The sequence below is a fragment of the Herminiimonas sp. Marseille-P9896 genome (assembly GCF_903993245.1).
In the GTDB taxonomy this organism is placed as follows: domain Bacteria; phylum Pseudomonadota; class Gammaproteobacteria; order Burkholderiales; family Burkholderiaceae_D; genus Oxalicibacterium; species Oxalicibacterium contaminans.
Genome location: NZ_CAJEVT010000001.1, coordinates 191,017 through 216,216, shown reverse-complemented (window position 1 = coordinate 216,216; position 25,200 = coordinate 191,017). Strand labels below are relative to the sequence as shown.

Here is a 25,200-nt window from a genome sequence, read left to right as displayed (position 1 = left end):
ATGACTCAAGATCGCCACTCTGATATTGGTATCCACGGCTTGCACGCGCACCAGGCCGCGCACGGGATACAGCGTTTGCATCTGTTGTCTCGCACGCGGAAGTTTGCACTGATCGTCGTTGCCGTCCTGCTGATAGGCGCTGCCATAGTCATTGGCCTGCGCTTCGCGAAAGCGACTGAGCTGGCCGAGGTATCGAAGCAGCAAGCCACGCGCTATGTCTCGGTAACCAGCCCGCGCAGTTCGGCGACGGATAATGTGTTGCGTCTGCCGGGTACGCTGCAGGGAATTATCGAAGCGCCTATCAATGCGCGCACCAATGGTTACGTTAGCCGCTGGGTGAAAGACATCGGTGATCCGGTCAAGCGCGGCGATTTGCTGGCCGTGATTGATACACCGGAAGTCGCACAGCAATTGAATGAAGCCAAGGCAACACAGGCGCAAGCCACGACTAACCTGCAATTGGCGAAGAGCACCTTTGAACGCTGGGATGCACTGCGCAAGCGCGATGCGGTATCGCAACAGGATCTGGATGAGAAGCGCAATGCGCTGGCAGTCGCGGTGGCAGCTGATAACTCCAGCAAAGCGGCAGTGCAACGCCTGCAGGATCAATTGGGTTACAGCCGTATCGTTGCTCCGTTCGACGGCATCGTGACGCGCCGTAATATTGATATCGGTACGCTGGTCGATTCAGGCGGCAGCACGCGGGTGCTGTTCACGTTGGCGAAAAGTGATCCATTGCGTGTCTATGTTTATGTGCCGCAAAGCTATTCCACCCAGATCAAGGCCGGTAACACGGTAGGCATCACACTGAATGAAATCCCGGGCAAAGTATTTGACGGCAAGATCGCCCGTACCGCAGGCGCGATCGATACGGTCACCCGCACCTTGCAGGTCGCCATCGATTTGCCGAATCCGGATGGCGTGCTGTTGCCAGGTGCATACGCGCAGGTCGCGATCAAGGCCAGCGGTGGTGGTGCGAATTCGCTGACGATACCGAATAACACTTTGTTGTTCCGCCCTGAAGGTCCGCGTGTCGCAGTCGTTGGTGACGATGGCAAGGTACGCTTGCAAGCAGTCGTGATTGCACGTGAACTTGGTGTGGATATCGAACTGGCGAGTGGTGTGACCGCACAAGACAAGCTGATCATCAATCCGGCTGACTCGCTCAGCAGTGGCGACGCAGTGAGTGTGATTACGCCACCAGCTGACAAGGCAGCTACACCGGTCGCGCCTGTCGCCGGTAAGGGGAAAGCGTCGTGATCATACGTCGACCTCCGGCCTGTGCCTCCTTGCTGGCGCTGCTGATCCTGGGCGGCTGTGCGGTTGGTCCCGACTACCAGCGCCCTGCCGCACCGGTGGCGCAAGCGTGGAAAACCGAACCCGGCTGGCAAGCCAGCAATCCGCGTGACGATGAATTAAAAGGCGCTTGGTGGAAGATATTCGGCGATGCAGAACTGAATGCCTTGCAGGAACAAGCGCTGACCAACGGACAAACCATGGTCATCGCACAGGCACGCGTCGACCAGGCACGCGCGCAGGCGAATGTTGCGAATAGCTCCTTCTTTCCGAAGATAGGCGCGCAGGCCGGATCTGCACGTAACCGCACTTCGGCAGAACGTCCGCTGACTAATTACAACTCGCAAAATTCCTCCGTCATCCAGAACGATTTCAATGCTGCGTTTACGGTCAGTTATGAGCTCGATTTGTTTGGTCGCGTGCGACGCGCGGCTGAAGGCGCGGGTGCCAGTGCACAACAGGCGAAGGCTGATTTTGAAAATACCCGTCTGGTACTGACGGCCGAGCTGGCTGCCGATTATCTGGTGTTGCGCCAGACTGATGCTGAGATCGATGTGCTGCAGCAAACCTTGGCGGCACAAACCAAGGCGCTCGATTTTATTTCGGCACGTCATGAACTGGGCGCGGCTTCAGGTCTCGATCTGAACCAGCAACAAGGATTGACGGCGGCGACGCAGACGCAGCTGACTTTGCTGCAGGATCAGCGCGCACGTTATCAGAATGCGATCGCGACGCTGGTCGGTGTACCTGCACCTGATTTCAAATTGCCGGTAAAACTGGCGAAAACTGAAGTGCCGACGATACCACTGATGGCTCCTGCTGCATTGCTGGAGCGGCGTCCGGATATTGCCGCGGCTGAACGTGCAATGGCTGCGGCCAATGCGCAAATCGGTGTGGCACGCAGCGCTTATTTCCCGTCGCTGGGTTTGTCGGGTTTGTATGGCAGCGATGCGAACCAGCTCAGCAATCTGTTTAGTGCACCGGCATTGTTATGGTCTATCGGTATCAGCGCCACGCAAACCATTTTTGATGGTGGTCGCACAAAAGCCAATGTTGCATTTGCCGAGGCTGGTTACCAGCAGGCAGTGGCGACGTATCGACAAAGCGTATTGGTCGCGATGCAGGAAGTGCAGGATGGCTTGAATAGCGACCTGGCACTGGCGCAGGCGATCGCGTCGGCCAAGGTGGCGGCTGACAGTGCGGACAGGTCACTGGGTTTGTCGACGGATAGATATCAGAGCGGTATCACTACCAATCTGGAGGTGGTAGTTGCGCAGCAGACCTTCCTCAACTATCGTCGGCAGGAAGTACAGTTGAACGGACAGCGTCTGGTAAATACAGTGAAACTGATCAAGGCATTGGGTGGCGGCTGGCACGCGCATGAGTAGGGTCGCCTATAAGGCAGCACAAGGAAAGATGCTTATCTTATGAAAATCCTGTTGATCGAAGATGAAGTCAAAACCGTTGCCTACCTGCAGCGCGGACTGACCGAGCAAGGTTGCATTGTTGATGTCGCCAGCAATGGCATCGACGGTCAGCACCTTGCGCTCACCGGTGATTACGACGCCATCGTGCTCGATATCATGTTGCCGGAGCGTGACGGGATTGCGGTGCTGCAGGCATTGCGGCGTGAGAAAAGTACACCGGTCATCATGCTGACCGCACGCGGTGAAGTCGATGACCGTATACATGGTTTGCAGACTGGTGCTGACGATTATCTGGTCAAACCATTTTCTTTTCTCGAATTGCTGGCGCGCTTGCAGGCGCTGGGGCGACGTGGTCGTCCACAGGAGTCGACACATATTCGTATTGCCGATCTGCATATAGACTTGATCGCACGCCGTGCCACGCGCGGTACACGCAGACTGGACCTGACGGCCAAGGAGTTTGCCCTGCTGGCGGCGCTGGCCCGTCATCGCGGCCAGGTATTGTCCAAAACCGTGATTGTCGAAATGGTGTGGGACGTTAACTTCGACAGCAACACCAATGTGGTGGAGGTTGCGATCAAACGTCTGCGCGCCAAGCTGGATGAGCCATCTGAAATCAAACTGCTGCATACGATACGCGGCATGGGCTATCTGCTGGAAGAACGCAGCAAGGCGGAAACATGAACGCACGCGCCCTCGTCAGCACACATTCGATAGCCCGCCGCCTGACGCTGATGTTTGCATTGGCGGCTGCGGCGGTATTCTCCGTCACCGGCTACGCCCTGTATCAATTCCAGTGCATAGAGTTGCGGCGGCATCAGCTGCAGGAAATCAAAACACGTTTTGAATTCGTCGAAAGCCTGATCGTGCGTCGCATTAACAATGCGGAGAAGTGGACGCTGCTGGAAGGGAAAATGACGGAGCTCATGCCGCAGGATGGCAGCATCATTTATCTGGTGGAAAGCAACAATCCACAGTTCCGCCTGGGCAAGCCATTCGCCAGCGATGCGAAGATCAGTAACGAAGGTAATGGCGTACGTCGCATCGTTACCGAAAACGGTACCTATCTGACCCTGAGTGGCGAGATCCCTGCCTCCGGTGAACGGCCCGCTGTATTCCTGACGGTAGGACTGGATGCCAGCGCGTTTGATAGTACCAGCCGCGCCATCAACGCTGCGCTGGTAATCGCCTTTTTGTTCGGCGTGGTGGTGGTGGCCGGACTGGGCTGGTGGATAGCGCGACGCGGACTGGCTGCGGTCGACGAGCTATCACGTCACGCCGCCAGACTGAGCCCGCTCAATCTGGCTGAACGTATACCCGCGCGCGATTTGCCGACTGAACTGGACAGCCTGGTTCTCTCTTTTAATGGTGCGCTGGAGCGGGTCGAGCAGGCTTATGTACAGCTGTCGACTTTCAATGCCGATGTTGCACATGAGTTGCGTACGCCTTTGGGGAATTTGATCGGGCAGACGCAGGTGATGTTGTCGCGTGAACGTTCGGTGGAAGAATTGACCGAAGTATTGCAATCGAACCTGGAAGAGCTGGAACGCTTGCGCACCATCATCAACGATATGTTGTTCCTGGCGCAGGCTGATCGCGGCATACGTGCGGCTAACCTGGAGCAGACATCGATTGCATCCGAAGTATTGAAGAGTGCAGAGTTCCTGGACATGCTGATTGAAGATGCTGGCGTCTCGCTGCAGATAGAAGGTGATGCCGATACGCGTATAGATCGCTCATTGTTCGGCCGTGCGATTACCAATTTGCTGTACAACGCGATCCAGCATAGTGAACGATTGTCGACTATCCGCGTGCACATCGAGCGTGCGGAGCATGCAGTGGCGGTCAAGGTCAGTAATCAGGGATCGTCAGTCGAGGCGCACCATTTGGATAGACTATTCGAACGCTTCTATCGTGTTGATTCCGCACGTAGCGATAGCGGCAATAGCCACGGTCTGGGTCTGGCTATCGTCAAGGCGATTGCGCATATGCATGGCGGGACAGTGTTTGCTGCCAGCAATACGGGTGTCACCAGTATAGGTTTTACTATAGCGGACAGTTACGACGCTTAAGTCAGTTCGCGTAGAATGATGTCATCCGATTTCGCTGAGTATAGAAATGACTAAAGTAGAACTGCAAAACGTGCGTATCGTCTGGTATCAAGACTCCATATCGGGCGAAACTGCATCTGCCGGTTACCAGGGCAAGACCCGCAATTTTTGGGTGCACCTGGAATATTTCCCGCGTGAAGTGACAGAAGCTTACTTGATGGATGAAGGCGAGGCGCGGCCTGCACCGAAAGATCACTGGGCATACGCGCGCGGTGTTCTGATCTCTGAAGCCTGATTCGTTAGAGTCTGGCGACTATGAAATTTCCCGTCCCTGCAGCGGACGGGAAATAGTTGGGAGCAGGTAGAAAACTACTTGGGAAACATTTCAAACGCTTCGCCGACTTTCAGTGCGACGAGGTCGTACAGTGAATGGCGCGGTTCCGGACCGGCGCGTTCAAAACCTTCCACCGTATTCGGTTCTACCCCTTCAGGCGGTGGTACGAACTGCATCCAGTCTTCGTAACCGGGATGATCTTTCAGGTTGCGATTGAGTTCATCCAGGAATTCTTGCTTGTTGAGTTTTTTCAAAGCCATGACACCCTCCTCGAAGAATAATTTATCTTAGCACGTAGCTTGGGACCTGCGAGGCCTGCCATTCGTTCAGCGTTTCCTGTCAGAACAAGGCGCCACGCGCAGATACCGGCCAAGCTTCCTGCACGGTCTGGCCGCGATAAGCGATGAGCCAGTCATGCAGGTTAACGGTAGGGTCACAATGGCTGGGAATCAGGCGTACTTTGTCACCGACATGTACCGGTGTCGCACCCGCTTCCGGCACGATCACCGTGTGCTCATCGGATAAGGTCTGTACCGACCAGCCTGGCAATTGCAGGCGCGGCAAGCCGTGATCGACGGCAAATGCTTTCAGCCCGCCATCCAGTACCGCATGTCCGGCCTGTACGCTGATGACAGTACATAAACCGAATAGCGCATGACGCAAGGGTGGGCTATCCGCTTCCGGTGTATTGGCCGCATAGTCGGTATCCATTAATACATAGGAACCGGGTTGCACCTCGGTGTATAGCGACGAGTTGGCTTCCAGCATATAAGTACCGGTGCCGCCGCCGGTAACAATGTCGCAGTGAAAATCGGAAGCTTCCAGTTCACGGATGATGCCGCGTACTTTTTCCACGGCGCTGCTGACTGCTGCTGCGCGCTCTTGTGGCAGGCGCATGTGTTGTGCCGAGCCGCGGAAGGCATGGATGCCAGCGAAACGCAGGTGCGGACTGTATTGTTCTATGGTGCGTGCCAGGTCTATGGCCTGGTGCGCATTGCTGATGCCGCAACGCTGGTGGCCGATATCGACTTCGATCAGGACATCAAGGTGGCTGCCCTGCTTGCTGGCGGCATCACCGATTTGTTCGACCTGCAAAGGATGATCGACGCAGATAGCTATCTTTGCGTGCGCGGCGAGAGCGGCTACCCGCGCGACCTTGCGCAGACCGACGATCTGGTTGGTGATCAGAATATCCTGTATCCCTGCCTGCACAAAGATTTCTGCTTCGCTGACTTTCTGGCAGCAGATGCCGGTGGCACCCGCCGCCAGCTGGCGATGCGCAATCGCCGGACTCTTGTGTGCCTTGCCATGTGATCTTACTTTGAGGCCTGCTTGCAGCACACGGTTATGCACGCGTGTCAGATTGTCTTCAAAGGCATCGAGATCGACCAGCAAGGCTGGTGTGTCTACGTGATCTATCGAATCGCCAGGGAGTGCCGGTGCAGCTTGCGAAGCAAACGATAATTCTTTGTGACCCATGTTGTCCTTCATGTGCATAAGTAGTGGAGAGCTAGCCCTTACTTTACGTGCAAATGCGATTTCATGTGTTACATCTGTGTGGCAGGTGTTAACGCTCGCTATGGTGCGCACGTAAAAAAGCCGCTGACCTCAGGCGGGCAGCGGCTTTTGATGGAGCGACTAAAGTTTATGCAGCTTTGCGCTCCAGGCGTCTGGTATCGCTGCTGATACGCAAAGTGGTGCTGGCAGCTATGGCCTTGCTATCGGGCTTCTTTGCGGCGCCTTCATCCTTGTAGACACCACAACCGATGATCAGGTCCTGGTACTTGTCGAGGTACATGGACTTGGCTTCCATCTGTTTCGAGATCGGATTGAGGAAGAGGTAATCCTGCCAGCCCCTGCCATGTGTCTTGATGATGGACAGACGTTCCTGGATGAAGAGATTGCCTGCACCGTCCTTGGCATTGATCAGGTCTTTACCTATGAGTGCCGGGTTGGCACCGTGCGCCAGGTTTTTACCAGTCATATCGTAGACTACGACGTACAGGTCGCGATCACAGAACGGGCCGAGTTTGTTGTTGATTTCAGCGAAGGTCGCGTCCTTGCCTTTTTCATGCATGGTCGCGATTGCACGTGTCACCATTTCTGTCGCTTCATCGGCGGTGCCGTGGCCGTCGCTCTTGATCTTGAAGACGTCGACGACATTGTTGAGTTCGGTGGTCTGGCTTTGCAACGATTCGGCAGCAGCTGCAGCTTGTTCGACCAGCGCCGCATTTTGCTGGGTGACCTGATCCATTTGTGCGATTGCCTGGTTGACCTGTTCTATGCCTATGCTTTGCTCACGGCTGGCAGAGCTGATCTCATGCATGATATTGTCGACACGCTTGATGCTGGCGACTACTTCGCTCATGGTTTCACCGGCATGCGCGACCAGCTTGCTGCCGCTTTGCACCTTGTGCACCGAGTCCTCGATCAGGCCCTTGATTTCACGGGCGGCAGCGGAGCTGCGCTGCGCCAGGTTGCGCACCTCACCTGCTACCACAGCAAAGCCGCGACCTTGTTCGCCTGCGCGTGCGGCTTCGACTGCCGCATTCAGCGCGAGGATATTGGTCTGGAAGGCGATGCTGTCGATGACGCTGATGATGTCCACGATTTTTTTCGAAGACTGGTTGATCGAATCCATGGTGTTGACGACCTCGGATACGACGTTGCCGCCTTTGACCGCAACTTCGGACGCGGTGCGCGCGAGTTGATTGGCTTGTTCGGCATTCGCGGCGTTTTCCTTGACGGTGGAAGTCATTTCTTCCATTGCAGATGCAGTTTCTTCCAGCGAACTGGCTTGCTGCTCGGTGCGCGAAGACAGGTCCAGGTTGCCTGCGGCAATTTCATTGGTCGCGGTGGACAGCGTCTTGGTGCCGTGACGGATATTCCATACGACATTGGCCAGGCCCTGGCCTATGCTGTTGATCGAAGTCAGCAGTTGTCCAACTTCGTCGGTGCGTTTGGTGTGCAGGCGTACGGTCAGGTCGCCGGTCGCCAGCTTGCGTGCAGTGTGCGTGGCTTGTGCCAGCGGACGCAGCAGCATGCTGCGGATTGCGCTGTAGAGCAATGCCGCCAGGATCAGCGTGGCGACGAGCGCAACAGCGGCAGAGATGTTGCGCAGGGTGGTGGCTTCTTGTGTGAATTCGCTGAGGTAAGTGTCGCCTACGACCACCCAATTTTTATCCGGCACCGCGCTGAAGATGGCGATGCGTTCTTCGCCGCTCGCATCTGCGTAGCGCAGGCTGCCTTCTTTCTGCGCCAGGATTTCCTTGGCGAGTTCACGTCCGTCAGCAGTTTTGCCGCCCAGTGCATTAGGCCCTTGCGCAGCGATGAGCAGTTTGCCGTAGCCTGCACCCTGGCTCGCGTCCAGTACCGAGTACTGTCCGCTCTGGCCTACTTTCAGTGCCAGCAGTTTTTGTTTGATGAGGACGGGGTCGTTGCTCATGCCCAGTACCAGCTGCGCTTTTGCGTTGACGTCGGCGGTCGCGCGTTGCAGCAGCAGGTCGGTGGTCACCTGGCCGCTGAGCCAGATAAATGCGCCGAAGCTGAGCGCGATCAGCAGGAAGGAAATGGCGGAAAGTCGGACACCGACGCTGAGCTTGGCTAAGTAACGCTTAAGGCTGTTCATTTCTTACTTCCATCCATGATGAGGTTGTACGAAAAACTGCGACTGGCGATGATGCACTGTGGAAACATCATAACTGTATAACGGTTGATTTCCGCAGGAATCAAGTAATGCTGCATTGCACGATGTTGTGCGTCCGCACTACGATAAAACCGGCTAAGGACTGCGGGTGAACATTAAAAGCCAACGATTCAAACAGTTAGCGTGTAATGTTTCGGAACAGCGAGAGGTTTATTAAGGCCATATATTTTTTGTAATCGTTTTACTATCGGCATTTGCCCGGCAACAATAACGGGCAAGTCCCTTCCAAAACTTGATATAAATCAAATGATTCCTATTGTTCGCAGCCTGCTCGAAAACGATTTGTACAAGTTCACGATGTGGCAGGCGCTGCTGCACAGCCATCCGGGCGTGCAGGCTGAATATGCGTTTGTCTGTCGCAATACCCCGGCTTATCCCTTGAGTGAGTTGCAAGCAGATGTCGAGCGCGAGCTGGATCATCTGTGCACCTTGTACTTTGCCGAAGATGAACTGGCTTACCTGCGTGGCCTGCGCTTCATGAAAAGCGACTTTGTCGACTTCCTCACCGTGTTTCGTTTCCAGCGCAAATTCATTACGGTCAGTAGCGATGGCGATACCCTGAACATATATGCGGCCGGGCCGCAGGTGCACGTGATGGGCTTTGAGATCTTCGTACTCTATATAGTCAATGAACTGTATTTCCGTCGCTTCGACCAGCAAGTCGCGTTGACCGAAGGACGGCTACGACTGCAAGCGAAGATAGAGCTGCTGCGTACCTTAGACAGTAAAGCTGCATGCAAGCATCCGTTTGAATTTTTTGACTTCGGCGTGCGCCGTCGTTACTCCGCAGCCTGGCAGGAAGAAGTGGTGCTCACGCTGGCGCGTGAAGTGCCGCAGTACTTCAAAGGCAGCTCGAATGTGTATCTGGCGAAGAAGTACGGACTGACGCCTATAGGCACCATGGCGCATGAATACCTGCAAGCCTATCAATCCTTCGGCGTGCGTTTGCGCGACTTCCAGAAGGCAGCGCTGGAAGACTGGGTACAGGAATATCGCGGTGACCTCGGGATCGCATTAACCGATGTAGTTGGCATGGATGCTTTCCTCAGCGATTTCGATTTGTACTTTGCGAAGCTATTCGATGGCTTGCGCCATGATTCCGGCGATCCGGTCGTATGGGGTGAGAAAGCACTCGCGCATTATGCGAAGCTGAGGATAGATGCGATGACCAAGCGGCTGGTGTTTTCTGATGCGCTGGATTTGCCGACGGCGTTTGTGCTGTATCGTCATTTCGCTGATCGCGTCATGACCGGCTTCGGCATAGGGACGAACTTGTCGAATGATACCGGGATCAAGACTTTGAATATCGTGATGAAGCTGATGTCCTGCAACGGACAGCCTGTCGCCAAGCTGTCCGATTCTCCAGGCAAGACTTTATGTACGGATGAAACCTTCCTGGCCTATTTGCGCCAGGTGTTTCATCATCCACAAGTCAACTGATGATCAGAACTTGTAGCCTACCGAGAGGAAGGTGACGAGTGGGTCGAGGGTCAGTTTGGTGGTGGCTCTGCGTGCAGCACCGCCAGCCGTTGTGCCGGTAATATCTGCGTCGGTCTTAAGCGGGATGTGCGCAACAGACAATCCCAGCGACCATTTTTCCGTCAAATTGTAGGTGAGACCCACATTGGCTACCGGTGCCCATGACGAACTGAGATCTGCGGATGCTCTGCCACCTGGGCCTGCAATTGCAGCCTGCAATGATGGTGTGAGGTTTACGCTTGAATACCAGACCCGGGTGACACCAAGACCAACGAAGGGACGGAGTTGAGAGTTCTTATCGCCGAAGTACCACTTCGCAATAAGTGCTGGACTCCATTGTTTTGCTTCGCCTAACTTTCCGAGGTTGGCAAGTGTGCCGCCGCCATACAGTTTGAATTTTGGTGGGATGCCTAAATCAGCCGTAAGCGCAAAGTTATCGGTAAAGAAGTGGGTGAAGGCGATCCCTAAAGTGTCTGCATTGCTGATGGTGGCGCTGCTACCAGCGATAGGACCGAGAGCCGGGGTTCTAAAAGTAAGAGGTTCACTTTTTTCATCGGGCCGCAAATGAAACCAACCTACGTTGACGATGTTGTCGCCGGCTTGCTGCGCTGCTGCGGGTAAAGCAACTGCCGCAAGTACAGATACAGCGGCAAGTTTGGATAGCACACTTAAAGGTTTTGTCATTATTAGTCCCCTCATGTTGTTATGCTTCGGCAGTTTTTTGGAATGCGTTCTTACATTACCCTCTTCAAAAAAGTTCTACAACTGCTGGTTGAATGATTAAGCGATTTCGCAACAGTCACATAATCGGGATTTGTAAAATTTACGCGTCGGTGGCGATACAGTCGCGCCCTTTTTGTTTCGCCCGATAAAGCCTGCGGTCTACTTCTTCTATGAATTGCAGAGGCTCATCCCCATAACATGGGATGACGGTATGCACGCCGAGGCTGATGGTCAGGCGTTGACCGATGCCGGATTTCTCGTGTGGGATACATTGATCTGCGATCAGCTTGCGGCAACGCTCAGCTACAGTCAGGGCAGCAACTTCATTGGTTTCCGGCAGGACGAGGATGAATTCCTCGCCGCCAAAGCGGCCGAAGAAATCGCGTGAGCGGCTCGCAGCACTACTCAGGGTTTGTGCAACTTGCTTGAGGCAATGGTCGCCCTGGATGTGACCGTAGTGATCGTTGTATTGCTTGAAGTAATCAATATCCAACATGATGATGGAGATAGGTCGCTTGTCATTTTTGGCATTCGCCCATTCCAGTTCCATGACCGAGTCGAACATGCGGCGGTTCGCAACGCCGGTCAGGCCATCCTTGAAGGACAGGGTTTCCAGTTCCTTTTGCAGGTCGATCAGCTTGGCTTCGGTTTTTTTCCGTTCATTGATATCGAACATGAAGCCGATCAGCGCATCGACTGTGCCATCCGGTTTGCGCGCCACGTGTACGACATCACGTATCCAGACGTAGTCGCCGTTTTGTGCCAGCGCCCGATAGTCGGCTTCGTGGTCGGCACCGGCTTGCGATTGCGCGACGCAAAAGTTGACGATGGCGTCGCGTTCATCCGGGTGGATACGCGATGCCCAGTCGTTCACCGAAACCCAGCTATCCTGCGGCCAGCCGAGCACGCCTTCGATCTGCGGGCCGATGTAGGTGAACTGCATGGTGGCCCAGTCTATCTTCCACGGTATGGCTTTGGTGGACTCAAGCAAAGTCTTATAGACGGAGCTATCCAGCTCCACCTTTGGTGCAATATCGTTCATCTTTTCCAGCTTCGATAGTTTAGCGTCATGAGTCGGCGTACAGCTGTTTACCGCCATCTTCGGCTTTTATATATGGAAATCTTATGCTGCTGCCGATCACTCTATCACGCGTAAAGCCAATAAATATGAAGTGTTGCGTGCTTTTCTCGGCTAAAAATGGATAAGCTGTCGGTATTCAAATCGCTGGAAGAAATATGACTAAGAATGAAGCCATGAAACGGGTAAATGAAGAGCTGCACGCAAACCTGTTGAATGATAAAAATACACAATGGTCGACAGTCGTGCCCTACGCTGGTGACGAAGGCTGGTGGCTGAACATCCCTTTATCGGGTTTTCGCCAGGAGCGGCATTTTCTGATCTGTAGCGAAAAGGCCAAGAGCTTCCGTCACATCCGTATCAAGGCCAATACCATATTGAGTCCTGCCACCAAGTTCCGCTGCAAGGATCAGATGGCTGATGTCTTTATCTCGGCCAAGAATCCCAAGCGCCTGGTTGATACGCTACCGGGCGGAACCAAGTTCAGTTTTGATAAGTATGTCTTTGGTGAATACAACTTTTGAGTAATGGCTATAGCCAAAGAAAAAGCCGCATTGCTGCGGCTTTTTTATTGAGCTACGTATTACTCAGGCTTAGGCCGTAACGGCTTCCGTCTTCGCTGGTGCTTCGACTTCATCCGTATCCGAGCTGCGGATCAGGTAATCAAAGGCGCTCAACGATGCCTTCGCACCTTCACCGACCGCGATCACGATTTGCTTGTACGGCACCGTGGTCACGTCGCCAGCTGCAAACACACCTGGTATCGAGGTACGGCCATGCGAGTCAACTTCGATTTCGCCATGACGCGACAAGGCAACCGTACCTTTCAGCCATTCGGTGTTAGGCACCAGGCCGATCTGGATAAAGACGCCTTCCAGTTCCACCGATTTGCTTTCTTCGGTTTTGCGATCCTTGTAGACCAGGCCGTTGACGCGTTTGCCGTCGCCGGTGATTTCGGTCGTTTGTGCCGACGTGATCACAGTGACGTTGGCCAGACTATGCAACTTGCGTTGCAAGACTGCATCGGCACGCAATTCTGCGCCGAATTCGATCAGGGTCACATGACCGACGATACCGGCCAGGTCGATTGCTGCTTCGACGCCGGAGTTACCACCACCGATGACTGCTACACGTTTGCCTTTGAACAATGGGCCGTCGCAGTGCGGGCAGTACGCAACACCTTTGTTACGGTATTCGTTTTCGCCCGGCACGTTGATGGTTTTCCAGCGTGCACCGGTTGCCAGGATCACGGATTTGCTTTTCAGCGAACCGCCATCTTTCAACTTGATCTCGATCAGTTTGCCCGGTACCAGCTCGGACGCCTGCTGTACGTTCATGATATCGACTTCATAGCTGCGTACGTGCTGTTCCAGCGCGACGGCGAATTTCGGGCCGTCGGTTTCCTGTACCGAAACAAAGTTTTCGATCGACAGCGTATCCAGCACCTGACCGCCGAAGCGTTCAGCAACTACACCAGTACGTATGCCTTTGCGTGCTGCATAAATCGCTGCTGCTGCACCTGCAGGTCCGCCGCCGACGATCAGCACGTCATACGGTGCTTTCGCGCTCAGCTCTTCGGCTTTGCGTTTGTTGCCGCCGGTGTCGAGCTTGGCCAGGATCTGTTCGATGCTGACGCGACCAGACTCGAACGGTTGCCCGTTCATGAAGGTCGTCGGCACAGCCATGATCTCGCGTTCCTTGACTTCGTCCTGGAACAAACCACCATCAATCGTGATGGCGCGGATGCGCGGATTGATCAAAGCCATGACGTTGAACGCCTGCACCACTTCCGGGCAGTTATGGCAAGACAAAGACATATAAGTTTCGAAGGTGTAGTCACCGTCCAGGTTACGGATCTGTTCAATGACCGAGTCTTCGAGTTTCAATGGGTGGCCGCCGGTTTGCAGCAAGGCCAAGACCAGAGAAGTGAATTCGTGTCCCATCGGAATCGCGGCGAATTGTATGCCTGCGTGTGCGTCCGGGCGCTTGATTACAAAAGAAGGTTTGCGCTCGTTGTCATCGGTGCGTTCGACCAGTGTGATCTTGTCGGTCAGCACGACGATTTCTTGCAGCAACTCCTGCAATTCACGAGATTTGTCGCTGCCATCGAGTGACGCAACGATCTCGATCGGTTGCACGATCTTTTCCAAATAAGCGGCTAATTGGGTTTTGAGATTGGCATCTAACATGATGGTCCCTGCTTTCTATTCAGTTTAAAAATAAAGTCCTGCATGTCCGGGCCACACGGCCCGGACAGTCTTGCAACTACTTCTTAATTACAACTTAGATTTTGCCGACCAGATCCAGCGATGGAGCCAGGGTTTTTTCGCCATCTTTCCATTTTGCCGGGCAAACTTCGTTCGGGTGAGCTGCTGTGTATTGAGCAGCTTTCAGCTTGCGCAGAGTTTCCGAAACGTCACGAGCGATTTCGTTCGAGTGGATTTCCAGGGTTTTGATAACGCCGTCTGGATTGACTACGAACGTACCGCGCAGCGACAGGCCTTCTTCAGGAATGTGCACGCCGAATGCGTTGGTCAGTTGGTGAGTTGGGTCGCCAACCAATGGGAATTTAGCTTTGCCAACTGCTGGCGATGTTTCGTGCCAAACTTTGTGCGAGAAGTGGGTATCGGTTGTAACGATATAAACTTCGGTACCCAATTTTTGGAATTCTGCATAGCTGTCAGCTGCATCTTCAACTTCGGTTGGGCAGTTGAATGTGAACGCTGCTGGCATGAAAATCAGCACGGACCATTTGCCCTTCAACGATTGTTCGGTAACTTCAATGAACTTGCCGTTGTGGAAAGCTTGGGTCTTGAATGGCTGGACCTGTGTATTAATAAGGGACATGTCGTATTTCCTTAGTTGGGTTAAAAAAAGAGGGTTCGTTACTGCACAAGTACGAATGATAGACAAGTATCCATCATTTGCATAATTGATTTAATTTTGTAAATCAATTTATTTTCGCTATCAAGAAGGCGAAGCCATAGCCGATATCGAATCCACTATTATGCAGTCTTACGGCGACTCCGGTGTGACAAGCCGGTTTTTAAAGAAAAATCGATGTGAAATCGACGGATTTCAGCCGGAATCGGCGGGCTGCACGCTATGACTCTATAATTTCAACCTTGGTGACGCCGGTACGGCGTCGTTTGCTTCAAATACTTGGCAAGGTGATATGACTACCCCAGCAACCCCACCCGCAGGCATGAGCGCCGCCGAATGGCAGGTCCGCATAGACCTCGCTGCTTGCTACCATTTATGTGCCCTCAAGAATTGGGACGACCTGATCTATACACACATATCGGCGACGGTACCGGGCGAAGAAGGTCGTTTCCTGATCAATCCTTTTGGCTTCCGCTTCGATGAAATCACTGCATCCAATCTGGTGAAGATCGACTTGCAGGGCAATATCATCGGCGACCAGACCTATCGCGTGAATGTCACTGGCTTCGCAATCCACGGTGCGGTGCATGCAGCACGCGCGGATGCGATGTGCGTCATGCATCTGCATAATGAAAATGGGGTCGCGATCGGCATGCAACAAGGGGGCTTGTTGCCCTTGTCGCAGCACGCGATGCGCTTCTATCAACAGATCGGTTACCACGACTATGAAGGCCTGGCTCTGTCGCCAGTGGAGCAGGTGCGCCTGATAGAACGCCTGGGTGACTACCCGGCCATGCTCTTGCGTAACCACGGTACGCTGATCAGCGGTCGCACGATAGCGGAAGCCTATGTGCTGATGGATACGCTGGACAAAGCCTGCTCTTTTCAGCTGAAAGCACAATCCGGCGGCGGTTCGCTGAATATACCGGCCCCAGAAATCTGCGCCAAGACCTACAAGGAATTGCTGGGCGACGGCTCGCCGGAAGGCATACTCGAATGGCCTGCGCTGCTGCGCAAATTGGATGCAGTGTCGCCGTCTTATCGTAACTAATCGTTTTAATACTACTAACTAAAAAGGAAAACTCATGCCTACCATCAATGTGCAATTATTCGAAGGCCGTACCGTTGAACAAAAACGTGCATTCGTCAAAGCGGTGACCGAAGCGACGGTCGCGACTCTGGGTTCCAGCGCTGAATCCGTCGATATCATCATCGAAGACGTGAAGCGTGAAAACTGGGCGACTGGCGGTAAACTCTGGTCTGACGTTTAAGTCCGATGCTGAAGTGCACGCGCTTACAGGCGTGCACTTCTAGTCCGCAGTACATCAGCACTTTCACTCTCCCATGCCCACTCAACCGAGTCTGGAAGACCTGCGTCGCTACGCGGTCGCGCGGACTTTGTTCAGGCCGACCACGCTGCCAGCAGCGATCCAGCGTCTGGGCTTTGTACAGGCAGATCCGATACGAGCGCCAGCCCGGGCACAGGACTTAACGCTGCGTCATCGCGTCAAGGATTATCGTGCCGGTGATCTGGAACGTCGCTATGCGCGTCTCGCGATCGACGAAGACTGCTTCGTCAACTACGGCTTCCTGCCAAGTACACATCTGGCGCTGATGCATCCACGTCAGCCTAAGAAAACCTGGAATGCCGAAACCCAGCGCAAGGCGGCTGACGTACTGGCCTTCGTGCGTGAGCGCGGTGTGGTTCATCCACGCGAGGTCGAACAACATTTCGCGCACGGACGTGTGCAAAACTATTGGGGTGGCTCCAGCAATGCCAGCACGCAATTGCTGGATGGTATGCATTACCGCGGGCTGTTGCGGGTGAAGCGACGCGATAGTGGTACACGTGTCTACGAAGTGGCGACGCATCCACCTGCGGATGATAGCCCCACGGCCGGTGCACTACGTGCGGCCGCCCTGCTCGAATTGATACTGCGCAAATACGCGCCATTGCCAGCCGCCAGCCTGACTTACCTGGCGCGCTTGCTAGGCTACGGAGCACCCCATCTGGCGGCGCAGACGCAAGCAGCACTGCGACTGGCACGTGAGCATCTGGCCAGCTGTCGTATTGATGGCACCACCTGGTACTGGCCAGTCGATGAAAACCCTCGTTCACGTCGCTATGCTGTCGACGATAGTGTGCGATTACTCGCACCTTTTGATCCGGTGGTCTGGGATCGGCGTCGCTTCGCCTTGCTCTGGGACTGGACCTACAAATTCGAAGCCTATACGCCGCCAGCCCGACGCCAGTACGGTTACTACGCGTTGCCCATGCTCTGGCGTGATCAGGTCATAGGCTGGGCGAATGTGTCGGCGCGTGATGGCCAACCGGAAGCTACATTCGGCTATGCGGCAGGTCCAGCACCCAAAGCGGCCGCTTTCCGCAATGCATTGGAGGAAGAGCTACATCGTATGGAACTCTTCCTTAGTCCACGTTGATGCCTTCGTGCTGCAACGTACAGCAGTTTCTCCCAGGATGCGCTAAGGTAGTCGTCTATGCATGTGTAGTGGCAGGAGTGCGATCATGAACAAGGCATTTGTAAAAGAAACGAATGACGACGATGCGGTATCGCCAATGCCGGAGATGCCGGTCGGCGTCAGGAACTACATCACGCCCGATGGTTATCAAGCACTGCAAACAGAATTGCAGCATTTGCTGGATGTCGCACGACCTGCGGCTTTACAGGCAGACGCTGAAAGTGCCGATATGGAATCCGCGCCGGAAGCATCGCTACGCGAAATTGATACACGCATCCATTACTTGCAGACTCGCCTGGAAACGGCAGAGATAGTCGATGCCAGTGTGCATGCAGATGGCGACCAGATATTCTTTGGTGCAACGGTGGAATACGACAATGCCGCAGGCGAGCGGCATCGGGTGACTATAGTGGGCCTGGATGAGCTGGATCCGGCGCAAGGGCGAATCAGCTGGTTATCACCACTCGCGCAAAGCCTGCTGGGTGCGCACGAAGGCAATGCGGTATCGTTAGAGACACCAGCCGGTGACGAAGAGTTGCAAGTGTTGACAGTACGTTATCCGCGCAGCAGTTGAACGTGTGTTGTTGCACGTTGTCCTATAGTTAAGCGCACTATCTACCATCGCAAGGAGTCTCACATGACAGAGCACAGTTCCAAAGCGAAACCGGCAGTTGCAGGTAAACCGTCCGACGTAACAATGCATACACATGACGAAGAGCTGCTGGACGATGCATTGGAGGCGACCTTTCCTGCCAGTGATCCGGTGGCAGAAATGCCGCATGACAGCGAACCGTCCAAGCAGGAAAAAGCGAAGGACGAATTGCTTGATACCGCATTGGACCTGAGCTTCCCTGCCAGCGATCCCATCTCTGTAACCTCCGGTATTACGCGTATCCGCCAGGGCACATCGGCGATCACCAAAAAGGTCAAATAAGCCGTATCAGCTGTTGACGATCCGGCGGGCAGGCCCCGCCGTTTTGTTGACCTCGGTTAAGATCGGCGAAATTTGCGGCAACTTGCAGCAAAAATGCCATTCCGTCCGCTTCTTCTTTCGTGTTACCATTCGGCCACGCTAGGGGTCCTGAAGAGTTAAACGTCTTCGGGTGAGATAAAACCCTCCGTACCTGACCTGGATAATGCCAGCGTAGGGAAGCGCAAAGTCCACGCAATTTCTTTGTCCATTCCTTCGCGCGCATTGGTTTTTCTAACGCGATTGATTGAACAAAACATGTCTGCACCACATTCCCGTCGTTCCCTGATTGCCCTGGCTGTTGCCCAAGCCTGTGCGTTTGCGCCTGTCGCCATGGCAGAGTCTGCTGAAAACGTCTTGCCCGAAGTGGTCGTCACTTCCGAATCGGCACCTGACGGTATCGCACGCAATGCCAGCGTTGGCGGTTTCACGGAAACACCTTTGTTGCAGACACCCGCATCCATTAGCGTCATCACTGCTGAACAGATGCAGGAACGCAGCATACGTACCGCAACCGATGCGGTGAAATACGATGCCAGCGTACAGAACTCCTATAACGCGGTCGGTCTGTCCGACTGGTTCGCGATCCGCGGCTTCACGCTGGACATGGGCTCGAACTATCGCAAGGACGGCATGGTCATCCTCGCGCATTCCGCGATCCCGATGGAAAACAAGGAGCGTCTGGAAATCCTGAAGGGCCTGGCTGGCATGCAAGCAGGTATCGCCTCGGCTGGCGGTATCCTCAATTACGTAACCAAACGCCCTACCGACACACCGGTGCGGTCGGCTACCTTTGAAGTGCGTGAGCGCGGCACGATATACAGCGCGATTGATCTCGGCGGTCGTTCCGACGACAAGCGTTTTGGCTATCGCATCAATGCCGCTGCCGAAGACATCAAATCGTATGTAAAAGGTTCAAACGGTGACCGTCGTTTCGTCTCCGGTTCCTTCGACTGGCGCATCAGCCCACGTGCCTTGCTGCAAGTGGATATGGATTACCAGCATAAGTCGCAGCTGACGGTGCCGGGCTTCCAGTTGCTCGGTCCTGAGCAGCGCATACCGACCGGCGTCAGTGGCAAGACTATGTTGAACAACCAGACCTGGAGTTTGCCGGTTACTGACGACACCAACAACCTGGGCGTCAAATTTGAGTACGAGTTGAATGACAACTGGCGTACGACTTTGCAGGCTAATAAATTCGAATTGCGTAGGGATGATGCGGTGGCGTTGTCATCCGGCTGTCCGTCGCAAGGCCTCGCATTCGGTTATTGCTCAAACGGCGACTTTGGTTTGTACGACCTGCGCCGTGAGAACGACAAGCGTTCGGTCATGACCACGCAGGCTTTGTTGCAAGGCAAGTTTGCAACAGGTAGCGTGAAGCATGACCTGACCACAGGTGTGTCAACGTTGAATCGTCGGGACAACTTCGCAGATTACTTGTTCACTTCGACCGTCGGCGGTTTGCCGGGCAATATCTATACTTTGCCACAACGTGCTTTGGTGCCGGAGCAAGCCTTGCCGGTCGCGCTGCGTCGCAAGGATGATGAGCGCTCCGTCTTCGTGCAAGATGCAATCGCACTCAACGAGCAATTCAAGGTGATTGCAGGTGTGCGTTATACCAAGTTGAAGCGTGTGCAGTTTGCAGCTGATGGCACAAATATCCGTAATACCGACGAAGGCTTTGTCTTGCCTAACGTTGCGGTGGTGTACAGCCCGAAATCGAATCTTTCTTTCTACGCATCGTATGCACAAGGCCTGGAACCAGGTGGCGAAATCCCGTCGGGTTTGCCTAACCAGGAGTCGGTGCTTGATCCATACAAATCGAAACAGATCGAAGTCGGTGTAAAGGCTGACATCACACCGGATGTCACCGTTTCTGCTGCGCTGTTCCAGATCAAACGTCGCAACGAATATGTAAAAGCATCGGACTTGACCGCGACTGCAACTACTGCAGCGTATGTGGCGGCTGGTGAGCAAATCAATCGTGGTTTGGAGTTCGCATTGCAGGGTCGTGCAACGCGTGACCTGATGTTGGGTGCCAGCTTCACTGCGATGGAAGCAAAGGCAGTGGATACCGGTGATTCCGCGATTGAAGGTAAACGCGTTGGTAACGTGCCTAAGTTCAAATCAGCGGTTTATGCTGACTATGCTTTGCCGCAAATGCCTGCGGTGAAATTGAACGCAACCTGGATCTACTCGACCAGCAAGGTATTTGCACCTAACAGCCAGATTGCTTCGCTGGATAAAAGAGTGGATGGTTACCATGTGTTGAATCTGGGTGCACGTTATGCAACCAAGATCAGCGGTAAGACTACGACCTTCCGTTTTGGCGTGGATAACGTATTCAACAAATTCTATTGGGGTGATTCGGCGAATGCCTTTGGTGGGTATTTGATTCCGGGAGCGCCGCGTTTGTTCAGGTTGTCGGCGCAGGTCGATTTCTGATTTAGTTTGTTTGATTTTAAAAATGCCACCGTAGCCAGGTGGCATTTTTTATTTGTACTTTAAGAAAAGCGTATGCATCAAATGCAAAGAGGCCGTGATCGCTTTCTTTTGCTTACTTTTCTTGGCGAGACAAGAAAAGTGAGTGGCCGCCGGGCCACCCCCGGCAAACCAAGTCTGATCGAAGATAGAGCAGTATTAGCAAGCTAAAATAAATCTTGCCTTAGCAAGTAAGCAGCAACTTGCTTCACCCGCTCTTCAGTATCCCCGGCAACCAGCAAATAGGCTATCCGTTCGCTATCTAATTGCCGCAGCAAACGCCTGTGCACTTCCTGCCGCACACTATCCGATTCCCGCTGCAATCCATCAGCAACCCAAGGATTACTCGGTTCAGCCACGATGGTGCAGTCATAGCGATGTTCACGCGCCAACTCCATGAGTGCCGCATCAGCTGCACCAAAATAGAATTCGCTATAGAGCGCCGTCATCAACGGCGTGGTGTCACAGAACAGATAGCGATTTGCCTGCTCAATGGCCAAGTCTTCCCGCGCGATTTGGGTTTGCGCAATCAGTATCTGCTCGTGTGCTTGCGGCGTGCGTTTATTCACTTCCACAAATTCACGCAGATACTCAGGCACCCAGACGGTTTGGTAGTGATCTGCCAATGCCGCAGCCAGTGTCGATTTGCCGGTCGATTCTGCGCCGAGTAATGCGATACGTCGTACCGGGCTGGTCATTGCTGCAGCTCCTGTTCACGCAATGATTTCTCCCATGCACGCAAGCCGACCACCGCCAGCACGGCAAAGATCGCAAACAGCAGTGCGGTCAGGTAGAGGTGTTTATGCAGGTATAGACCGATGTAGATCAGGTCTATCACTATCCATGCATACCAGTTCTCCAGCTTCTTGCGCGAGAGCAGGATTTGACCGACCAGGCTACCTGCAGTGAGGAAGGCGTCTATGTGCGGAACATCGGTATCGGTGAACATGCGCAGGAAGGCGGCAATGGCGAAGAAGCCGACCAGCCATGCCGCTGCTGAATACAACCAGGAACGTGGCGCCATACGTGACACCTGGATGCCGTGATGCGTGGTGCCGCCAAACAGCCATTGATACCAGCCCCACAGCGAGACTGCGATGAAAAAGAACTGCAGCGACATGTCACCATATATCTTGCTGTCGTAGAACACGACTGCGTACGTCGCGGCGGATATGATGGAGAATAACCATGCCCAAGGTGATTGACGGATGTTGAGCAATACCATGCATAGCGCTAGCGCAAAGGAAACCAGTTCCAGCGCGGTGGTGTCGACCAGACCGAAAAGCGTAAACGTGTCATTCATGCGCAGTGGGCTATATTTAGATATGCGCAGTTTGACGGCGCTGTATGCGTGGGTGGATAGCTCGAAGCGTGCTACGCCCCGACATCAGAGTCCGCAGTATATTAAAGAAAACACGAGTGCGAATTTATTTCCGCGATTTTCCGGAATCCGCTAACGAGGTCTATGAGTAAAACCAGCGATACGACTGCGCCAGTTCCGCCCGTACGTCCCGATAACGACGAGTGCTGTCATAGCGGTTGCGAGCCCTGTATCTTCGATTTGTATGAACTCGAAATGGAGAAGTATCGCGCCGCGCTGACGGAGTGGGAAAAGAAGCATGTACCGAAAGTGCGCACATTGCCGAGGAAGGCCCGCCGTTCCTGATTAACAGCTGTTGGCTACGTAGGACTGCGCTGACACGTAGTCGGCTGTTAATCCTATAGTTTCCCGAACCCATCTTGGCTACATTGACATCTGATCCAGAAATGCCGGATCTGCCAGATTGAGACAGGGGGACACGATGTTATCTATTGCCAAGCTTTTATCTACCGGGGGAATTATTTCCTCCATAGGCTGGTTTGCCATGAAGCCGGATTTTGCTGCGGTATTACTCGGCATTTTGTCATTGTCTGCCCTGATGATTACTTTCCTCCCTGTCCGCGCAGATAGCACCCGCTAAGTCTTGCATCCGGGCGCACGGCATGCAGATAGCGTGTCCTGCTCTCCGGAGTAATTCCTGTTTGGCAACTATTCTTCTCAAATAAACACAATCAAACGATTTAATTAAATCAAACGTTTGATTTATGTGTTCTAATGCGAGGCATGAATTCTGCCGCCCATAAAACCCCTCCCCCAGCCGCCCAGCAAGGTGCCGAGTCCTCTCACGTCGATGGTGACGCGCGTAAGCAGCGTTCCGATGGCGCTGAAGCGCGAGCACGTTTGCTGCAGACGGCTTTGCGTTTGTTCGCCGATAAAGGCTTCAGCAAAACCTCGACGCGTGACATCGCCCAGACCGCGGGCGTGAATATCGCCGCGATCAAATACTACTTTGGTGACAAAGCGGGTTTGTATCGCGCGGTGTTTACCGAACCTATGGGCAATCCCTGTGACTTCATGATGCTGGTCGAGCAGGACCTGACGCTACGCGAATCGCTGCAGGGATTCTTTGCCGGTTTCCTCGAGCCGCTGAAGCAGGGTGATCTGGTGCAGCTATGTGTGCGCCTGCACTTCCGCGAAATGCTGGAACCCACCGGTTTGTGGGCCGAGGATATTGATAACAACATCAAGCCTGCCCATGCTGCGATGGTGGCGATGCTGGCGCGATATCTGGGAGTAGAAGAAGCCGATGATGAAATCCACAGGCTGGCTTTCTCCATCGTCGGCTTGCCGCTGCAAATGTATATTGCGCGCGATGTGATCGATGCGATTCGTCCTAAATTGATGGCGAGCCCTGCTGAAATTGATGAATGGGCTGAGAGAATCACCGCCTATGCCGAAGCCATGACCGAGTTTGAAGCGCAACGTCGTCGTGCGCTGATCAGTAAGAAAAAATCATGAAGAATACAAAATTACTTGCCTGCCTGAGCTTGCCTATCTGGCTCGCTGGTTGCGCACTGACTGCGCCGCCTGATAGCGTTAGCGTGCAAACACCGAGCAAATGGTTTGCACCTATGCCAGCCAAACCAGCTGCCGCACCTGAAGTCGAGAACCTGCCGCATCACGGTACTCTCACCGATTTGTCAAAATGGTGGGAGCAGCAGAACGATCCGCTGCTGGTCGAGCTGATCCAGTCGGCACAAGCTGTCAGCCCGACCGTGGCAACTGCCGTGTCGCGCATAGAGCAATCGCGTGCGACCAGTGTATCTGCTGGTGCAGCGCTGGGCCCCAAGCTGGATGTCACGGCGAGTGTGCAGCGTACTAATTCACAACCACCGCTGCCATTGGGAACCACTTCGCAAGCAGCTTTGCAGCCCTCGTGGGAAATAGACCTGTTTGGTGCGAATCGCGCGACTGCGCGTGCAGCACAAGCACGTCTGCAAGGTGCGCAGGCGAACTGGCACGACGCACGTGTTTCGGTCGCAGCAGAAGTCGCGAATCGTTACTACAGCCTGCGTACCTGCAATAAGCTGGAGATCGTGACCCGTGCGGATGCAGATTCACGCGCAGAAACAGCACGTTTGTCGGAGCTGAGCGCGAAAGCAGGTTTCCAGGCACCGGCCACCGCAGCATTGGCACGCGCCAGCGCGGCGGAAGGCCAGGGTCGTGCAACTCAGCAAAGCGCCCTGTGCGATCTGGACGTCAAGGCTTTGGTTTACCTCACTGCGATGGACGAGCCGGTCTTGCGTCGCAAGATGGCCGACAGCACTGCGCCATCGGTTGACGCGACGGTGTTGAATATAGACAGCCTGCCAGCGCAAACCTTGTCGCAGCGCCCGGACGTATTCATCGCCGAACGTGAAGTCGCAGCTGCCAGTGCTGAAGTCGGTAACGCGCAAGCACAACGTTATCCGCGCCTGACGCTGAGTGGTTCGATAGGCGCTGGTAGTTTCCGCTCGGGTGGCACGACCACCAATATGGAAACCTGGTCGGTAGGCCCGCTGTCTTTGTCGCTGCCTATCTTTGATGGCGGTACGCGGGTGGCGAATGTAGAAGCAGCCAAGGCGCGCTATGAAGAAGCGGTCGTTGCTTACCGTGCCAGCGTGCGGCAGGCAGTGCGCGAAGTGGAAGAAGCGTTGGTCAACCTGCAGAGCACTGCGTCGCGTAGTGAAGATGCACGCATCGCGGTTGAGGGTTATCGCGCTTCGTTCAACGGCACACAAAGTCTGTATCAGAACGGACTGGCCAGCCTGATCGACCTCGAAGATTTACGTCGTACCCGTCTTGCCGCAGAACTGAATGCCACCACGCTGGAGCGTGAGCGCATGTCGGCTTGGATAGCCTTGTACCGCGCCGCTGGCGGCGGCTGGGTAAATCCGCAAAGTACGGCCGCAACAAAATAAAACCATCCTG

The 25,200-nt window shown here is 54.2% G+C and carries 26 protein-coding genes and 1 riboswitch; of the genes, 17 read left to right on the top strand and 9 right to left on the bottom strand.

Translation table 11 applies throughout. The features are described from left to right. Genes H7U06_RS01070 through H7U06_RS01050 form a run of 5 tightly spaced genes read left to right on the top strand, consistent with a single transcriptional unit; the run spans window position 1 to window position 5,069 of the window. Window positions 1-1,260, top strand: coding sequence for an efflux RND transporter periplasmic adaptor subunit (locus H7U06_RS01070; RefSeq protein ID WP_175624391.1), 1,260 nt, complete (start codon window positions 1-3; stop codon window positions 1,258-1,260). Then, window positions 1,257-2,684: an efflux transporter outer membrane subunit gene (locus tag H7U06_RS01065; RefSeq protein ID WP_175624390.1), complete on the top strand. Its 1,428-nt coding sequence runs from the start codon at window positions 1,257-1,259 to the stop codon at window positions 2,682-2,684. Before H7U06_RS01070 ends, H7U06_RS01065 begins: the two co-directional genes overlap by 4 nt. Window positions 2,685-2,723: 39 nt before the next feature. Next, window positions 2,724-3,407 (top strand): heavy metal response regulator transcription factor, encoded by a 684-nt coding sequence (locus H7U06_RS01060; RefSeq protein ID WP_175624389.1) that lies wholly within the window; start codon window positions 2,724-2,726, stop codon window positions 3,405-3,407. After that, window positions 3,404-4,795, top strand: a complete 1,392-nt coding sequence (locus H7U06_RS01055) for a heavy metal sensor histidine kinase (protein ID WP_175624388.1) — start codon at window positions 3,404-3,406, stop codon at window positions 4,793-4,795. Before H7U06_RS01060 ends, H7U06_RS01055 begins: the two co-directional genes overlap by 4 nt. A gap of 46 nt (window positions 4,796-4,841) precedes the next feature. Continuing rightward, complete coding sequence (locus H7U06_RS01050) at window positions 4,842-5,069, top strand: hypothetical protein (protein WP_175624387.1); 228 nt, start codon at window positions 4,842-4,844, stop codon at window positions 5,067-5,069. A 74-nt stretch (window positions 5,070-5,143) separates the two neighbouring features. On the opposite strand, the gene H7U06_RS01045 is transcribed toward H7U06_RS01050, so the two are convergent. The 3 genes from H7U06_RS01045 to H7U06_RS01035 form a co-directional block, all read right to left on the bottom strand. Continuing rightward, the gene (locus H7U06_RS01045) at window positions 5,144-5,368 is read right to left on the bottom strand and encodes a hypothetical protein (RefSeq protein WP_175624386.1); all 225 of its coding nucleotides are present in this window, start codon (window positions 5,366-5,368) and stop codon (window positions 5,144-5,146) included. A 79-nt stretch (window positions 5,369-5,447) separates the two neighbouring features. After that, the gene (locus H7U06_RS01040) at window positions 5,448-6,587 is read right to left on the bottom strand and encodes a DSD1 family PLP-dependent enzyme (RefSeq protein WP_175624385.1); all 1,140 of its coding nucleotides are present in this window, start codon (window positions 6,585-6,587) and stop codon (window positions 5,448-5,450) included. A gap of 166 nt (window positions 6,588-6,753) precedes the next feature. After that, window positions 6,754-8,736, bottom strand: a complete 1,983-nt coding sequence (locus tag H7U06_RS01035; protein WP_175624384.1) for a methyl-accepting chemotaxis protein — start codon at window positions 8,734-8,736, stop codon at window positions 6,754-6,756. Window positions 8,737-9,060: 324 nt separating this feature from the next. Between H7U06_RS01035 and pncB the strand changes: the two genes are divergently transcribed. Further along, the gene (gene pncB, locus H7U06_RS01030) at window positions 9,061-10,254 is read left to right on the top strand and encodes a nicotinate phosphoribosyltransferase (RefSeq protein ID WP_175624383.1); all 1,194 of its coding nucleotides are present in this window, start codon (window positions 9,061-9,063) and stop codon (window positions 10,252-10,254) included. Window positions 10,255-10,257: 3 nt separating this feature from the next. On the opposite strand, the gene H7U06_RS01025 is transcribed toward pncB, so the two are convergent. Further along, window positions 10,258-10,977: an OmpW family protein gene (locus tag H7U06_RS01025; RefSeq protein ID WP_175624382.1), complete on the bottom strand. Its 720-nt coding sequence runs from the start codon at window positions 10,975-10,977 to the stop codon at window positions 10,258-10,260. A gap of 139 nt (window positions 10,978-11,116) precedes the next feature. Beyond that, window positions 11,117-12,058 (bottom strand): diguanylate cyclase, encoded by a 942-nt coding sequence (locus H7U06_RS01020; RefSeq protein WP_175624381.1) that lies wholly within the window; start codon window positions 12,056-12,058, stop codon window positions 11,117-11,119. Between the two features lie 194 nt (window positions 12,059-12,252). Here H7U06_RS01020 and H7U06_RS01015 point away from each other — a divergent pair, with 194 nt between their 5' ends. Then, window positions 12,253-12,618, top strand: a complete 366-nt coding sequence (locus tag H7U06_RS01015) for a hypothetical protein (protein WP_175624380.1) — start codon at window positions 12,253-12,255, stop codon at window positions 12,616-12,618. 69 nt (window positions 12,619-12,687) lie between these two features. On the opposite strand, the gene ahpF is transcribed toward H7U06_RS01015, so the two are convergent. Next, window positions 12,688-14,283, bottom strand: a complete 1,596-nt coding sequence (gene ahpF, locus H7U06_RS01010; RefSeq protein WP_175624379.1) for an alkyl hydroperoxide reductase subunit F — start codon at window positions 14,281-14,283, stop codon at window positions 12,688-12,690. 94 nt (window positions 14,284-14,377) lie between these two features. Further along, window positions 14,378-14,941: an alkyl hydroperoxide reductase subunit C gene (gene ahpC, locus H7U06_RS01005; RefSeq protein ID WP_175624378.1), complete on the bottom strand. Its 564-nt coding sequence runs from the start codon at window positions 14,939-14,941 to the stop codon at window positions 14,378-14,380. A gap of 328 nt (window positions 14,942-15,269) precedes the next feature. Between ahpC and H7U06_RS01000 the strand changes: the two genes are divergently transcribed. The 6 genes from H7U06_RS01000 (at window position 15,270) to H7U06_RS00975 (ending at window position 20,873) form a co-directional block, all read left to right on the top strand. Beyond that, window positions 15,270-16,028, top strand: coding sequence for a class II aldolase/adducin family protein (locus H7U06_RS01000; protein WP_175624377.1), 759 nt, complete (start codon window positions 15,270-15,272; stop codon window positions 16,026-16,028). A gap of 34 nt (window positions 16,029-16,062) precedes the next feature. Further along, window positions 16,063-16,248, top strand: coding sequence for a 4-oxalocrotonate tautomerase (locus tag H7U06_RS00995; RefSeq protein WP_011979267.1), 186 nt, complete (start codon window positions 16,063-16,065; stop codon window positions 16,246-16,248). A gap of 73 nt (window positions 16,249-16,321) precedes the next feature. After that, on the top strand, window positions 16,322-17,419 hold the full coding sequence (locus tag H7U06_RS00990) for a DNA glycosylase AlkZ-like family protein (RefSeq protein WP_175624376.1): 1,098 nt from the start codon (window positions 16,322-16,324) through the stop codon (window positions 17,417-17,419). A gap of 85 nt (window positions 17,420-17,504) precedes the next feature. Continuing rightward, complete coding sequence (locus H7U06_RS00985) at window positions 17,505-18,032, top strand: GreA/GreB family elongation factor (protein ID WP_175624375.1); 528 nt, start codon at window positions 17,505-17,507, stop codon at window positions 18,030-18,032. 63 nt (window positions 18,033-18,095) lie between these two features. Beyond that, window positions 18,096-18,392, top strand: a complete 297-nt coding sequence (locus H7U06_RS00980) for a hypothetical protein (protein ID WP_175624374.1) — start codon at window positions 18,096-18,098, stop codon at window positions 18,390-18,392. Between the two features lie 130 nt (window positions 18,393-18,522). After that, window positions 18,523-18,626: riboswitch (TPP riboswitch) on the top strand. A 60-nt stretch (window positions 18,627-18,686) separates the two neighbouring features. Continuing rightward, window positions 18,687-20,873 carry a TonB-dependent siderophore receptor gene (locus H7U06_RS00975; protein WP_175624373.1) on the top strand — a complete coding sequence of 729 codons (2,187 nt, stop codon included), beginning with the start codon at window positions 18,687-18,689 and terminating at the stop codon, window positions 20,871-20,873. 203 nt (window positions 20,874-21,076) lie between these two features. Here the strand turns inward: H7U06_RS00975 and H7U06_RS00970 are convergent, their stop codons facing one another. Both H7U06_RS00970 and pnuC read right to left on the bottom strand, forming a co-directional pair. Further along, on the bottom strand, window positions 21,077-21,607 hold the full coding sequence (locus H7U06_RS00970; protein ID WP_175624372.1) for an AAA family ATPase: 531 nt from the start codon (window positions 21,605-21,607) through the stop codon (window positions 21,077-21,079). After that, on the bottom strand, window positions 21,604-22,212 hold the full coding sequence (gene pnuC / locus H7U06_RS00965) for a nicotinamide riboside transporter PnuC (RefSeq protein ID WP_175624371.1): 609 nt from the start codon (window positions 22,210-22,212) through the stop codon (window positions 21,604-21,606). The genes H7U06_RS00970 and pnuC overlap by 4 nt, the downstream gene beginning before the upstream one ends. 162 nt (window positions 22,213-22,374) lie before the next feature. Between pnuC and H7U06_RS00960 the strand changes: the two genes are divergently transcribed. From H7U06_RS00960 to H7U06_RS00945, 4 genes are all read left to right on the top strand, one after another. Further along, window positions 22,375-22,575 (top strand): oxidoreductase-like domain-containing protein, encoded by a 201-nt coding sequence (locus tag H7U06_RS00960; RefSeq protein WP_175624370.1) that lies wholly within the window; start codon window positions 22,375-22,377, stop codon window positions 22,573-22,575. A 136-nt stretch (window positions 22,576-22,711) separates the two neighbouring features. Beyond that, window positions 22,712-22,870, top strand: coding sequence for a hypothetical protein (locus H7U06_RS00955; RefSeq protein ID WP_175624369.1), 159 nt, complete (start codon window positions 22,712-22,714; stop codon window positions 22,868-22,870). Window positions 22,871-23,013: 143 nt separating this feature from the next. After that, window positions 23,014-23,748: a CerR family C-terminal domain-containing protein gene (locus H7U06_RS00950; protein WP_370458593.1), complete on the top strand. Its 735-nt coding sequence runs from the start codon at window positions 23,014-23,016 to the stop codon at window positions 23,746-23,748. After that, window positions 23,745-25,190, top strand: a complete 1,446-nt coding sequence (locus H7U06_RS00945) for an efflux transporter outer membrane subunit (RefSeq protein WP_175624367.1) — start codon at window positions 23,745-23,747, stop codon at window positions 25,188-25,190. Before H7U06_RS00950 ends, H7U06_RS00945 begins: the two co-directional genes overlap by 4 nt. The last annotated feature ends 10 nt before the right edge of the window (window positions 25,191-25,200 follow it).

Excerpts from the sequence above, each read along its gene's own strand:
- H7U06_RS01070 (WP_175624391.1), top strand. The coding sequence starts at position 1 with ATGACTCAAGATCGCCACTCTGATATTGGTATCCACGGCTTGCACGCG.
- H7U06_RS01060 (WP_175624389.1), top strand. The coding sequence starts at position 2,724 with ATGAAAATCCTGTTGATCGAAGATGAAGTCAAAACCGTTGCCTACCTG.
- H7U06_RS01055 (WP_175624388.1), top strand. The coding sequence starts at position 3,404 with ATGAACGCACGCGCCCTCGTCAGCACACATTCGATAGCCCGCCGCCTG.
- H7U06_RS01050 (WP_175624387.1), top strand. The coding sequence starts at position 4,842 with ATGACTAAAGTAGAACTGCAAAACGTGCGTATCGTCTGGTATCAAGAC.
- H7U06_RS01045 (WP_175624386.1), bottom strand. The coding sequence starts at position 5,368 with ATGGCTTTGAAAAAACTCAACAAGCAAGAATTCCTGGATGAACTCAAT.
- H7U06_RS01040 (WP_175624385.1), bottom strand. The coding sequence starts at position 6,587 with ATGGGTCACAAAGAATTATCGTTTGCTTCGCAAGCTGCACCGGCACTC.
- H7U06_RS01035 (WP_175624384.1), bottom strand. The coding sequence starts at position 8,736 with ATGAACAGCCTTAAGCGTTACTTAGCCAAGCTCAGCGTCGGTGTCCGA.
- pncB (WP_175624383.1), top strand. The coding sequence starts at position 9,061 with ATGATTCCTATTGTTCGCAGCCTGCTCGAAAACGATTTGTACAAGTTC.
- H7U06_RS01025 (WP_175624382.1), bottom strand. The coding sequence starts at position 10,977 with ATGACAAAACCTTTAAGTGTGCTATCCAAACTTGCCGCTGTATCTGTA.
- H7U06_RS01020 (WP_175624381.1), bottom strand. The coding sequence starts at position 12,058 with ATGAACGATATTGCACCAAAGGTGGAGCTGGATAGCTCCGTCTATAAG.
- H7U06_RS01015 (WP_175624380.1), top strand. The coding sequence starts at position 12,253 with ATGACTAAGAATGAAGCCATGAAACGGGTAAATGAAGAGCTGCACGCA.
- ahpF (WP_175624379.1), bottom strand. The coding sequence starts at position 14,283 with ATGTTAGATGCCAATCTCAAAACCCAATTAGCCGCTTATTTGGAAAAG.
- ahpC (WP_175624378.1), bottom strand. The coding sequence starts at position 14,941 with ATGTCCCTTATTAATACACAGGTCCAGCCATTCAAGACCCAAGCTTTC.
- H7U06_RS01000 (WP_175624377.1), top strand. The coding sequence starts at position 15,270 with ATGACTACCCCAGCAACCCCACCCGCAGGCATGAGCGCCGCCGAATGG.
- H7U06_RS00995 (WP_011979267.1), top strand. The coding sequence starts at position 16,063 with ATGCCTACCATCAATGTGCAATTATTCGAAGGCCGTACCGTTGAACAA.
- H7U06_RS00990 (WP_175624376.1), top strand. The coding sequence starts at position 16,322 with ATGCCCACTCAACCGAGTCTGGAAGACCTGCGTCGCTACGCGGTCGCG.
- H7U06_RS00985 (WP_175624375.1), top strand. The coding sequence starts at position 17,505 with ATGAACAAGGCATTTGTAAAAGAAACGAATGACGACGATGCGGTATCG.
- H7U06_RS00980 (WP_175624374.1), top strand. The coding sequence starts at position 18,096 with ATGACAGAGCACAGTTCCAAAGCGAAACCGGCAGTTGCAGGTAAACCG.
- H7U06_RS00975 (WP_175624373.1), top strand. The coding sequence starts at position 18,687 with ATGTCTGCACCACATTCCCGTCGTTCCCTGATTGCCCTGGCTGTTGCC.
- H7U06_RS00970 (WP_175624372.1), bottom strand. The coding sequence starts at position 21,607 with ATGACCAGCCCGGTACGACGTATCGCATTACTCGGCGCAGAATCGACC.
- pnuC (WP_175624371.1), bottom strand. The coding sequence starts at position 22,212 with ATGAATGACACGTTTACGCTTTTCGGTCTGGTCGACACCACCGCGCTG.
- H7U06_RS00960 (WP_175624370.1), top strand. The coding sequence starts at position 22,375 with ATGAGTAAAACCAGCGATACGACTGCGCCAGTTCCGCCCGTACGTCCC.
- H7U06_RS00955 (WP_175624369.1), top strand. The coding sequence starts at position 22,712 with ATGTTATCTATTGCCAAGCTTTTATCTACCGGGGGAATTATTTCCTCC.
- H7U06_RS00950 (WP_370458593.1), top strand. The coding sequence starts at position 23,014 with ATGAATTCTGCCGCCCATAAAACCCCTCCCCCAGCCGCCCAGCAAGGT.
- H7U06_RS00945 (WP_175624367.1), top strand. The coding sequence starts at position 23,745 with ATGAAGAATACAAAATTACTTGCCTGCCTGAGCTTGCCTATCTGGCTC.